Source organism: Aliiglaciecola sp. 3_MG-2023, from assembly GCF_030548205.1.
Taxonomy (GTDB): domain Bacteria; phylum Pseudomonadota; class Gammaproteobacteria; order Enterobacterales; family Alteromonadaceae; genus Aliiglaciecola.
In genome coordinates, this window is the sequence record NZ_JAUORV010000011.1 from 107,120 (window position 1) to 119,766 (window position 12,647).

Here is a 12,647-nt window from a genome sequence, read left to right on the forward strand (position 1 = left end):
GAACTTAATTCCGTTCAAGTAGTGTCTATTTTGTTATTCTTGAATAAAACGCGGCTTACTTAACAAGACGCACTATAGGTGAGGGGTTGACGTTTTCTACGATGTCTACAACGCGAGGATGTCGTACACCGTTTTTCACTTTATCATAAATCACATTTTTCATTTCTAACGCTTGGCAAAATTTATAGAAGGTTAGAAAATCCTTTCGGGAAAAATCGTCATTCTCTCGGGTGAGTTGACTATCTATGTACATTGACTCCCCATTCGCTGTCAATGTTGCTAGAGCAGTATATGGCTCCCCGTATTTTTTAACGCGAAGTGCTCTAACCATTTTCACTTCGAAGATCCAATCGCCCATTTGAGTGAATCTGGATATTGATGAACTCATAGTGCTCTCCACTTAGAACAAAATTTTTATTATGATACCGCAATTTTCCTGCATCTAATGCAAAAAAAAGGCCAACGCTTATAACCCCGAATCGAGTCGCATCGGGAAAAATTTAAATAAAGTTGTGTTTCTGATCAGAGACTAAAAAGTGTCTTCGAATCACATTATGATTCAACTTAAGGCTACAAATTACGGCTTAGTTTATGTAAATCAATAAATTAAATAATTTTTATTATAATTGTATTACTGTATCGCTTTTGCGACTTTTAATTATTATTTTTCTTTTACTTTAAAAGAAGTTAGATCTTTTTGATCAAGAGATAGAGTTAATACGACTTTGAGTTAATTTTCCAGCCCAATTTTGCAATTTTTGCCATAAAATGCATTTTTTTTAACTCTTAGATGCTATCCATAAACATATCTAATTTTTTACGGATAATAATATTCTCGCTCTTTTTTAATTGATTAAATTATCACCACCAGTGTAACAAAGGTAAAAAAAATGCCAAACTTTTATTCTAGTCTGAGATTTTAGACACGTTAACTCGCTATCATCAAAAAGATGTATCTATTAAATAGAAAAAGCCCGGTCAAATGACCGGGCAAAAAGGGCTTAGTTTTAAGCACCTAACGACAGAAATTGGTACTGTCTATGACTAACTTAATTAAGCAACATCAACAATTGCTTTCATGTCAGTCATATATCCACGTAGAGTTTCACCTATGGCTTCCACTCCACTTGAACGAATCGCTTTGTTTGCTTCGACTAATGCTTTGTTGTCGACACTATTTGATGTGTTACTTAACCCCTTACCGACAAGCTCTGAAGAGATTGTAGACATCAATTTTTCACGCAATAGTGGCACTGCAGCATTGGCGAACAAATAGTTACCGTATTCAGCTGTATCGGAAATAACCACGTTCATTTCGTATAAGCGCTTACGAGCGATAGTATTTGAAATAAGTGGTGTTTCATGTAACGACTCATAATAAGCTGACTCAGGTAGTATTCCTGCTTCGACCATGACATCAAAGGCAAGTTCAACACCTGACTTGATCATGGCAACAATGAAAATACCTTGGTCGAAGAAAGTTTGTTCATCAATTTTCCCGCTGAACTCAGGTGCATTCTCAAATGCGCTTTGGCCAGTTTCTTCGCGCCATTTAAGCAGATTTGCATCACCGTTCGCCCAATCTTCCATCATAGTTCTCGAGAACTCACCGCTGATGATGTCATCTTGGTGCTTTTCAAAAAGAGGACGTAGCATTGCAGTTAATTGATTGGATAACTCAAACGCTTTTAACTTAGCTGGATTGCTTAAGCGATCCATCATGTTAGTGACACCACCAATCTTAAGCGCTTCTGTGATGGTTTCTAATCCAAATTGAATTAGCGCACCAGCGTAGGCTGGATCCATGCCATCGGCAGTCATTTTTTCATAAGCGAGAATAGCTGCAGTTTGCTGCATTCCACATAAGATAGTTTGTTCACCCATCAAATCTGATTTAACTTCAGCAACAAAAGAAGACTCAAGTACACCAGCACGATCACCACCGGTAGCTGAAGCTAAGGCTTTGGCGATATCCCAGCCTTTATTTTGAGGGTCATTCTCAGGGTGTACTGCAATTAGTGTAGGTACACCGAAACCACGTTTGTATTCTTCGCGTACTTCAGTGCCAGGGCACTTAGGCGCACACATTACCACTGTGATGTCAGAGCGAATTTGCTGACCTTCTTCAACAATGTTGAAACCGTGAGAGTAACCTAGTGTGGCACCATCTTTCATTAATGGCATGACGGCTTCAACGACACTTGAGTGTTGTTTATCAGGCGTAAGGTTATATACGACGTCGGCTTCTGGAATTAATTGCTGATATGTACCCACTTCGAAACCATTGCTTGTGGCTCTTTGGTAAGAGTCACGTTTTTCATCAATTGCAGCCTGGCGTAACGCATAGGAGATGTTCAAACCAGAATCGCGCATGTTCAAACCTTGGTTTAAACCTTGAGCACCACATCCAACGATGACAATTTTTTGTCCTTTAAGGGCGTCGCAACCTGAAGCAAACTCACTTTTTTGCATGAATCTACAACGACCTAATTGGTCTAACTGCTGGCGCAGAGATAATGTATTGAAGTAATTTGCCATTGTGTACCTACTGTATTTTTTACTTGGAAAATGTGCATTTCCGTTCTTTCAATGAGTGAACAGAAATTACTGTTTAATTTTTCTATCGAGTCAGTGACGACTTGTGATGGATAGAGTCTACTGCTTACGCTCTGTTGAATAAAATGATATATTCGCAATACAGTATTGCAAAAAATGAAACGTTATGGATTTTCGCTCTCTACAGTTGTTCCAACATCTTGCTCAAAGCCTACATTTTGGCAAAACCGCAAACGCGCTTTTTGTTAGCCCATCAACCTTGAGCAGGGCTATCCAACGCTTGGAAGAAGAATGTGGAGCAGAGCTATTCATACGCGACAATCGTAAGGTGAAAATGACCCTTGCAGGGGAAAAAATGCTGGCATTTAGTCAAGATGTATTATCAAACTGGAATAGCTTGAAGGCCGACCTTGATATGCTCAATCCCATGTTAACTGGGGAAATTAAGTTATATTGTTCAGTCACGGCCAGCCAAAGTCATTTGCCAACTATTTTGACTGTTTTTAGAGATAAGCACCCACAAGTTGAAGTGCAATTGACCACGGGGGATCCCTGGTTATCGGTTTCCAAAGTGGCAAATAAAGAAGTGGATGTGGCCATTGCGATTTTTGCCCCCGATATGCCCAAAGATATCAAGTTTCAACAGATAGATACCATACCCTTGTTACTGATATCACCCAAAGATTCACAAATTACTACCCTCGAACAGGTGGATTGGCGTGATCACAAAGTAGTACTGCCAGAAGGTGGACCTTCAAAACGGATCGTTCATCACTGGTTCTCTGAAATGGGCATACGACCCAAAGTATATGGCACGGTAGGCGGAAATGAGGCAATTGTTAGTATGGTTGGCTTAGGTTGTGGTTTGGGAATCGTACCCCAGGTGGTGCTCGATAATTCCATGGCAAGCAGACGAGTAAATCGAATAAGAATCAACAATATTGAACCCTATCAACTTGGATTGTGCTGTTTAAAGTCACGGCAATCTGAAACCTTAATTGAAGAGTTCTTTAATCAGCCAGAGTTTCAATAACGCAGTTCGTTGATGATATTATCTAGAGCCCTATAGCCAAGGGCTTCTGCTAAATGAACTCGTGTAATCTGTGGCTCTAATGACAAGTCAGCAATGGTGCGAGCAACTTTAATTACACGATGAAAAGCACGCATAGACAAACCTAGCTGTTCCACCGCAGATTGCAAAAACTGGCGATCTGCGGGGGCAAGTGGACAGTGCGTTTCCATTTCATTGGCGCTTAATTGGGCATTGCATTTTCCAGCTCGTTGCATTTGTCGCTCTCGAGCTTGAAGCACTCTTGACTTAACTTGCGAACTGGTTTCAGAGGTGTATTGAACATGAGCATACATTTCATCATTGCTTAACTTAGGCACATCGACTTGTAAATCGATACGATCTAAAAACGGCCCGGAAATGCGATTAATGTATTTTAAAACTTGTTCTGAAGTACTGCGACCATCTCGTAAGCTACCCGTTGGACTTGGATTCATTGCCGCCACAAGTTGGAACGAAGCGGGGTACTTTACCTGTTTGGATGCTCGCGAAATAGACACCACCCCTGACTCAATGGGTTGCCGTAGCACGTCTAATACTCGTCGCTCGTATTCCGGCAATTCATCTAAAAATAACACACCATTATGGGCAAGGCTTATCTCACCGGGCTTAGGGTTACTACCTCCTCCAACTAGGGCAATGGCTGATGATGTATGATGAGGCTGCCGAAATTTGCGTAGCAGCCAGGTGGTTGGATCTACTTCGTGGCCACTAATGGAATATACAGTGGCGGTTTCTAAGGCTTGTTGTTGAGACATTTGCGGCAAAATTGTTAGCAAACGCTGGGCTAACATGGTTTTGCCCGTGCCAGGCGGCCCAACAAATAAGATGTTATGATTTCCCGCGGCGGCAATTTCTAATCCGCGTTTTGCCAGCTGCTGGCCTTTGATGTCAGCCATATCAAATTCGTATTGCTGAGGGCGTATGCTGCTTTTTTGTTGCTCTAAGGGTTGCTTTTGCTGACCACAGAGGTGTAAATACAGTTGCGACAGGGTATTGAAAGCAAATACTTTGCTACCTTCTATTAAGCAGGCTTCAGAGGCGTTTTCTTTCGGTAAAATGGCTGTGCGTTTAGCACTGTTACAAGCATAATTAAACGGCAAAGCACCAGAGATGGGGCGAATGCTGCCGGTTAATGCTAGCTCTCCGGCAAACTCAAATTTTTCCAACTGCTCAATCTCAATTAATCCGCTAGCGGCAATAATACCGATGGCGATCGGTACATCAAAGCGACCTCCGTCTTTAGGCAAATCGGCTGGCGCTAAATTGATGGTAATGCGTTTAGCTGGAAACTCGAACCCTGAGTTGAGCAAGGCGCTTCTAACCCGTTCTTTGGACTCGCGCACAGCGGCATCAGCTAATCCTACTAGGTTAAATGCAGGTAAGCCGTTGGCTAAGTGCACTTCGATACTGATTAATGGCGCATCTATGCCCACAGATGCCCGCGAATATACTACGGCTAACGACATCAACACTTCCCTATGCAGTGCGTTTAACTTGTATGCTAAAAATAGAAAGTATTTTATGTTTTTGCCAGAAACTTAGGTCTAGTTTTGATGCTCGTTCCTAATTACTCAGCCTATTCACCCTTTTCTAATCCCAGTTAATTAAATTAAATGGCGTATAAAGAATAATATATGCCCTTTGAAAACTTGATTCTGCGGGGGGTTACATGATATTTCTATACAACAGTGACGATCTTATTAATATGAATACCAAATTTAATACAACTATCGAGCAAGTGTTGATTGTGATTATTGACGCGCGGGGGAAACTCTAGCGAGGGTAGGTGTATTTATAGATTTGCCAAACCCTCGCAGTAAAACGCGGGGGTTTTTGTTTTTAAAGGCTGAAACAAAAACATATTAATTTCGTAAACATGATTTCAATTTAGAGGGTTTTACCATGCCAAAGTTACGTTCATCCACTACCACACAAGGCCGCAATATGGCAGGTGCCAGAGCTTTGTGGCGTGCCACTGGCATGAAAGATGGCGATTTTCATAAGCCCATTATCGCAGTGTCTAACTCTTTTACTCAATTTGTTCCTGGGCACGTACATTTAAAAGATATGGGCCAATTGGTTGCCCGCAGTATCGAAGAAGCGGGTGGTGTGGCTAAAGAGTTCAATACTATTGCGGTTGATGATGGTATTGCTATGGGTCATAGCGGAATGTTGTACAGTTTGCCTTCACGAGAAATCATTGCCGATTCAGTGGAGTATATGGTAAACGCCCACTGTGCAGACGCCATTGTGTGTATCTCTAATTGTGACAAAATCACGCCGGGAATGTTGATGGCGTCGATGCGCTTGAATATTCCCGTTATTTTTGTTTCCGGTGGTCCCATGGAAGCGGGTAAAACCAAGCTTTCAGATCAAATCATCAAACTTGATTTGGTTGATGCTATGGTGGCTGGCGTTGATGACAACGTGACTGATGACGACAGTCAAGAAGTAGAACGTTCAGCTTGTCCTACATGTGGTTCTTGTTCTGGTATGTTCACCGCTAACTCCATGAATTGCTTAACTGAGGCTCTAGGTTTATCGCTACCTGGTAATGGTTCTATGTTGGCAACTCATGCGGATCGTGAAGGATTGTTCAAACAAGCTGGTAAACAAATTGTTGAGCTTTGCCGTCGTTACTATAAAGAAGATGACGTTTCTGTTTTACCTCGCAATATCGCGAATTTTAAAGCTTTCGAGAACGCCATGAGCCTGGATATCGCCATGGGCGGCTCAACCAATACCATTTTGCATTTATTAGCCGCAGCGGTAGAAGGAGAAATTCCATTTACCCTCGATGATATTGATCGTTTATCTCGTAAAGTTCCGCATCTATGTAAAGTTGCGCCCTCTACACCTAAATACCACATGGAAGATGTGCACCGTGCCGGTGGTGTATTAGGCATTTTGGCGGAAATAAATCGTGCGGGTTTATTGCATGCCGACTGTCCTCATGTGTTGGGTAAGTCAATAGGCGAAGTCATTGCGGATTGGGATATAACCAACCCAGCTAACGAAAAAGCCATCGAATTTTATAAAGCCGGCCCTGCAGGGATCCGCACGACTAAAGCCTTCAGTCAAGATTGTCGCTGGCCGACAGCAGATACTGACCGTACCGATGGTTGTATACGCAGTATCGATAATGCATTTAGCGAAGAGGGTGGCTTAGCTGTCTTATTTGGTAACATTGCTGAAGATGGTTGTATTGTAAAAACTGCGGGTGTAGATGAGTCTATCCACAAATTTACGGGGCGGGCGCGTATTTTTGAAAGCCAAGATGAAGCTGTCGCCGCTATTTTGGGTGATCAGATTGTTGCCGGTGATGTGGTGATTATTCGTTACGAAGGTCCTAAAGGTGGTCCGGGCATGCAAGAAATGTTGTACCCAACCACTTATCTAAAAGCCAAAGGTTTAGGTAAAGAGTGTGCCTTGATCACTGACGGAAGATTTTCAGGTGGTACTTCTGGTTTATCCATTGGTCACTGTGCGCCAGAAGCTGCGAGTGGCGGTGGCATAGGCTTAGTGGAAGAAGGCGACACCATTTTGATTGATATTCCCGGTCGCAAAATTGGAATTGATATCAGTGATGCTGAGTTACAAACTCGCCGCGATGCCATGAATAATAGTCCTAGACCTTGGAAGCCAGCAACGCGTCAGCGTAAGGTTTCCCTGGCGTTAAAAGCATATGCGTTATTAGCCACAAGTGCCGATAAAGGCGGAGTACGTGATGCTTCGAAATTGGAAGACTAAATGAGTTTATCTGCTAATGAGTATTTGAAACGTATTTTACTGTCACCGGTTTATGATGTGGCAGTAAATAGCGAGCTCAATCGGTTAACCAGTTTATCTAGTGCTTTAGGTAATGATATTTATTTAAAGCGCGAAGATCAGCAACCGGTGAAATCCTTCAAGCTGCGCGGTGCCTATAATAAATTGGCATGTTTATCTGAGCAGCAATTGCAGGCAGGTGTGGTTGCCGCATCAGCAGGCAATCATGCCCAAGGTGTTGCTTATTCCGCTAAGATTAAAAAGATCCAAGCTACAATAGTGATGCCAGAAACTACTCCAGATATTAAAGTGGATGCGGTAAGGCGCTTTGGTGGTGAGTATGCCCACGTTGTGCTACATGGCACTAGCTTTGATGAGGCGAAAGCAGAAGCGCTGCGTCTATCCGAAGTTAATGGCTACACTATGGTTGCCCCTTTTGACGATGAAGACGTCATTGTTGGCCAAGGCACTATTGGTAGAGAGCTGCTTGAGCAGTTGCCTGACTTAGATATCTTATTCATCGCTGTTGGTGGGGGTGGTTTGGCTGCTGGTATCAGCGTTTATCTTAAGCAGTTACGACCGGATTTGAAAATCATTGCGGTAGAATCTGATGAATCTGCCTGCTTACAAGCTGCATTGCAAGCAGGTGAGCCTGTGCCACTTGCGTCGGTGGGCATATTTGCTGACGGTGTGGCAGTGAAGACGATTGGAACTGAGCCGTTTCGCTTATGTCAGCAATATGTTGATGATGTTATTACCGTCAATACCGATGAAATTTGCGCCGCTATCAAAGACATTTTTGATGATACTCGAGTGATTGCGGAACCTGCTGGTGCTTTATCTGTGGCCGGGATTCGAAAGTACCTTAGTGAGCATACTCTATCGGGCAAAAAAATTGGTGGCATCTTATGTGGTGCGAATATCAATTTTCATACCCTGCGATACGTATCTGAACGCTGTGAGCTAGGAGAGCAAAAAGAAGCGGTTTTTGCCGTTAAAATCCCTGAACAGAAAGGTGAATTTAAACGCTTTTGCGAATTGCTAGGTGGCAGAACCATTACTGAATTCAATTATCGCTATGCCAATGATGGTGAAGCCCATATTTTTGTTGGTATAAAATTACGCTTTGGACGAGAAGAATATCATCAATTAGAGAAGTTACTCACCGATAGCGGCTATCAGTGTTTTGATTTGTCTGAAAATGAAATGGCTAAGCTGCATGTGCGTTACATGGTGGGTGGACGTCCACCTACGTTGCTCAATGAGCGCATCTTTTCCTTTGAGTTTCCGGAATACCCCGGAGCTTTGATGAAGTTCTTAAATACTCTTGGTGAGTCATGGAATATCACGCTATTCCATTATCGGAATCATGGTGCTGCCGAAGGTTTAGTGCTTGCTGGGTTTGATTTACCTGATCAAGGGAGAGTCGACTTCGATCAGCATCTAGATAAACTTGGCTATCAATATGACGAACAAACAAGCAATCCAGCTTATCAATTCTTTTTATCTGATTTAGCTAAATAGTTGCCAAAAAATGCAAATGGCTCCTTAATGAAGTGACCCCATTTAGTTGGGCTCATTGCTAAGGGGTAACCAAGGCCTGATTTCGATATTGTATCGGACTCAGGCCTTTTTATTTTTGCTTATGCGATTAGTTTTGCAGTGCGTAGAGCTTTTCCAAACGCTGTGCAATTTCAGGTGCGATTAATGCAATGATATCTTGGCGCAAGGTCTCGCTTGTTTCTGAATGTTGCAATTGACCATCTTCACTGTCCGCGAGAAGCTGATTTTCCCGTAGTGCATTCACGAAGCTTGCCAATACATTTTTATCGAAAAACTCCGGCGAACTGATACCGTGCAAAGCGGCTAAGCGTTCTGCAAACTTGGCACTTTGCCGTTCTAAAGCGCCGCGACTCATTTTCTTTTCTTTTGCTAACAAAGACAATACTAGGGCATAACGTTGCAAGGTTTCTTGAATACAACGATTGAGTAACCATAATGAATAAAATGAATTCGCTGTCGGCTCGGCGGGGGCTAATTTACGCCCTATTGTGACAATCATGCCCATTTCTAACATGCTATCAATTAGCCCTTCCACATATTCTTTTGCTTGTTCAGGCGACATATACAAAAACCACTCTCGCTGCAACATGGGATAAAGGCGCATAATAAGATCAAGCAGTTTGGTTTTACCTAACCCATTGTGAGCAAACACGATAGCGGCAATTAACCCAGGGATGGCGAACAAGTGCAAAATATTATTGCGATAATAAGTTAGCATTACGGCATTACGTTGTTCTAGAGAGATAATCTTACCAAAGCTATCTTCCGAGACATTCATTTTTCCCAGTTTTAGGGTTTGTTCTACAATTTCATGGCCATTCTTATCCGGCAGGCTCACCAGTTCACTGTACGGCGATAATTTTAGTAAATGAATATAATCATCAACAGCCTGCTCTAATTCCAATTGCCCCATGGCGTTTTTCTTAGCAGAAAGTAAACACAATGCACACAATGACATACCACTTATCGCCGCTGTCTGATTAATTCGCACCATGACTTGGTTGGCAAGGATATTTACTGTGGGAGTGAGCCAACTTGGTTTTTTATCAACTTCACTGTTTTGTGCGTCACGCCAATCGGGTACCTGCTCATCGAGGAAATTATTAAGCTGGATAGGTTCGCCAAAATTGAGAAATCCGTGGCCATAGTTTTTCAGCTTTCTGACGACAGAAAATAAACCAAATATCGATTCTTTCTTCTTAGTATTGCCTTTTAACTCACTAAGGTAACTGCCCACTTCCATTACGTGTTCATAACCTATATACACAGGCACTATGCTCACTGGGCGATTTACCCCTTTAATCATGGCCTGCAAGGTCATTGCTAACATTCCGGTTTTCGGAGGTAACAGTCGTCCCGTGCGGCTTCGTCCGCCTTCAGCATAATATTTAACGGAATAGCCTTTGTTAAATAACAGTTCTAAGTATTCACGAAATACGCTTGTATATAGTTTGTTACCAGCAAAACTGCGGCGTAGGAAAAATGCGCCACCGCGCCGGAAAATGCCGCCAACAGGCCAAAAGTTTAAATTAATTCCAGCAGCGATATGCGGAGTAACCAAGCCTTGGTGATAAATTGCGTAAGTTAACAGTAAGTAGTCCATATGGCTGCGATGGCAGGGAACGTATATGATTTCATGACCATTTTGAGCGAGCTTTCTGACTTTATCCGCGTGACCTACTTCGATTCCATCGTATATTTTATTCCAGATCCGCGTTAGCACCCGATCACCGAAACGGATCAACCCTTCACGGTAGTCCGCGGCAATTTCGTTGATGTAAGATTTTGCATTGGCCTTGGCTTTGGACAAAGGTATTTTCTTTTGTCTAGACTCTTCATTGATGGCATTGATGACCGTCACTGAACCAAGAATTGAATTATATAATTCTTGCTTTTCTAACAGCATTGGACCGTTAAACGCCTGTCTTTTTCGGTGAAAATGCGTGCCTGCCAAGCGAATTAATTTGTGTGCGATTTCAGCTTCAGTGCCAGGGAGTTTGGTCATATCCCTTGAAGATACGGCTTTACTATAAGAAACAAAATTATCACGGCCTAAAAACAGCACTATAAAAAACTTTCGTAACCAACTTGGCGATGCTTTGTCTGCAAGGAGATCGGCTAAACCGTTAGATTTTCTGCCAGGAGCACGTCCCCAAAAAACCGTGACTGGGACGATTTGCAAATCTAGATCTGTATTGTCTTTGTGAAGCTGAAATAGATGGGTTAAATCTGCCGCAATTTTAGTCCCTTTAATGGTTCTACCTATGACGGATTGAGGTTGTTCTAGGAAAACGCTGGCACTGTGTTCTTCTCCGCCAATAACGATTTTCTTAGTCGGGTTGGGTAAATCAACCTTCTTGGTAGACATTTTTAGGGCAAGTTGATCGGTAATCGAGTGGGTTCTAAGCAAATATACAATAGGTTTGCTTTTATCTATTCCTAACTCAGTTTCAATGTCAGTGGGAATACTATTGACTTTAACTAGCCATTTCACGGGAAAAGCAAAAATCGAAAGCAGCAAATTATGCAGCCAATCCATATTTAACACCTTGAGGTTTCGAAATCGTTAAAAGCATAGCATGAAGAGTACAACTCTATTCATGTTTGCATACTAAAATGCGCAGACTAACGTCTATTAAGTTGAACAACCATTTTATATTGTTACGGCATGTAAAGTCACCCTAATTAGCTGAATAGGTTTTTGATAATTCAGCAATAAATGAAAAACAAAATTTGTGTTATCTTCGCAACTGTATATACTAACAGTTAAACTGTATAGAAAAACAGGCTGTTTATGCGTCCACTAACACCACGACAAAGCGAAATTCTTGAATTAATAAAAACAACCATGCTAGCAACGGGAATGCCGCCTACGCGTGCCGAAATTGCGCGTCAATTGGGATTTAAATCGGCTAATGCGGCTGAAGAGCATCTTAAGGCACTGGCCCGCAAAGGTGTCATTGAGATTCTTCCCGGTACCTCAAGAGGAATTAAACTGAATGTTCCTTTGGAAGATGAATTGGAAGAAACCGGTTTACCTTTAATTGGGCGTGTGGCTGCGGGCGAACCTATTTTGGCCGAAGAGCATGTTGAGTGTCATTACAAAGTTGATCCGGACTTATTTAAACCTAGCGCAGACTTTTTGCTGCGAGTTAGCGGCATGAGTATGAAAGATATCGGTATCTTGGATGGCGATTTGCTAGCTGTTCATCGCACTACAGATGTTCATAATGGTCAGGTTGTTGTGGCGAGAGTAGATGAAGATGTCACCGTAAAACGCTTAGAAAAGCGTGGAAGGGAAGTCATCCTACATGCTGAAAATGATGATTTTAATCCTATTAAAGTGGATTTAGCCTCTCAACCTTTCAACATTGAAGGTATTGCCGTGGGGGTTATTCGTAACGCTGATTGGATGTAAACCAAATTGTCTAAAGTTGAATAATTCCAAAAAGGTGACTTATCTAGTCACCTTTTTAATGACTTGTATTTGGTTATTTAAAAAATTTAAATTGTTAATTATCTATTTTCTCCCCTTCAATAAATTCACTTTTCTCAACAAAATTTCGTTTACTTATTTCATATCATGGAGCTTGGGAACCGCTTCAGTTAGGAATTTTTCGTTTTAAAGACAAAAATTACCAGTTCAAATTCCATATTCAGTGTATCTATTTCAAATTGATATAAAAGA

At 42.0% G+C, this 12,647-nt stretch carries 8 protein-coding genes; 4 read left to right on the forward strand and 4 right to left on the reverse strand.

Annotated elements, in window-relative coordinates:
- Positions 1 to 55: 55 nt before the first annotated feature.
- Positions 56 to 388: a hypothetical protein gene (locus Q4574_RS13685; protein WP_303474703.1), complete on the reverse strand. Its 333-nt coding sequence runs from the start codon at positions 386 to 388 to the stop codon at positions 56 to 58.
- A gap of 665 nt (positions 389 to 1,053) precedes the next feature.
- Positions 1,054 to 2,538: a ketol-acid reductoisomerase gene (ilvC, locus tag Q4574_RS13690; RefSeq protein ID WP_303474704.1), complete on the reverse strand. Its 1,485-nt coding sequence runs from the start codon at positions 2,536 to 2,538 to the stop codon at positions 1,054 to 1,056.
- A gap of 184 nt (positions 2,539 to 2,722) precedes the next feature.
- Here ilvC and ilvY point away from each other — a divergent pair, with 184 nt between their 5' ends.
- On the forward strand, positions 2,723 to 3,589 hold the full coding sequence (gene ilvY / locus Q4574_RS13695) for an HTH-type transcriptional activator IlvY (protein WP_303474705.1): 867 nt from the start codon (positions 2,723 to 2,725) through the stop codon (positions 3,587 to 3,589).
- On the opposite strand, the gene Q4574_RS13700 is transcribed toward ilvY, so the two are convergent.
- Positions 3,583 to 5,094 carry a YifB family Mg chelatase-like AAA ATPase gene (locus tag Q4574_RS13700; RefSeq protein ID WP_303474706.1) on the reverse strand — a complete coding sequence of 504 codons (1,512 nt, stop codon included), beginning with the start codon at positions 5,092 to 5,094 and terminating at the stop codon, positions 3,583 to 3,585. The genes ilvY and Q4574_RS13700 overlap by 7 nt on opposite strands.
- Before the next feature lie 436 nt (positions 5,095 to 5,530).
- Here Q4574_RS13700 and ilvD point away from each other — a divergent pair, with 436 nt between their 5' ends.
- Both ilvD and ilvA read left to right on the forward strand, forming a co-directional pair.
- The gene (gene ilvD / locus Q4574_RS13705) at positions 5,531 to 7,378 is read left to right on the forward strand and encodes a dihydroxy-acid dehydratase (RefSeq protein WP_303474707.1); all 1,848 of its coding nucleotides are present in this window, start codon (positions 5,531 to 5,533) and stop codon (positions 7,376 to 7,378) included.
- On the forward strand, positions 7,379 to 8,920 hold the full coding sequence (gene ilvA / locus Q4574_RS13710) for a threonine ammonia-lyase, biosynthetic (RefSeq protein ID WP_303474708.1): 1,542 nt from the start codon (positions 7,379 to 7,381) through the stop codon (positions 8,918 to 8,920). It begins immediately after the preceding gene.
- Positions 8,921 to 9,047: 127 nt separating this feature from the next.
- Here ilvA and plsB read toward each other — a convergent pair whose 3' ends face one another.
- Positions 9,048 to 11,498: a glycerol-3-phosphate 1-O-acyltransferase PlsB gene (plsB, locus tag Q4574_RS13715; RefSeq protein ID WP_303474709.1), complete on the reverse strand. Its 2,451-nt coding sequence runs from the start codon at positions 11,496 to 11,498 to the stop codon at positions 9,048 to 9,050.
- 255 nt (positions 11,499 to 11,753) lie between these two features.
- Here plsB and lexA point away from each other — a divergent pair, with 255 nt between their 5' ends.
- Positions 11,754 to 12,377, forward strand: a complete 624-nt coding sequence (gene lexA / locus Q4574_RS13720; protein ID WP_303474710.1) for a transcriptional repressor LexA — start codon at positions 11,754 to 11,756, stop codon at positions 12,375 to 12,377.
- Positions 12,378 to 12,647: the final 270 nt, after the last annotated feature.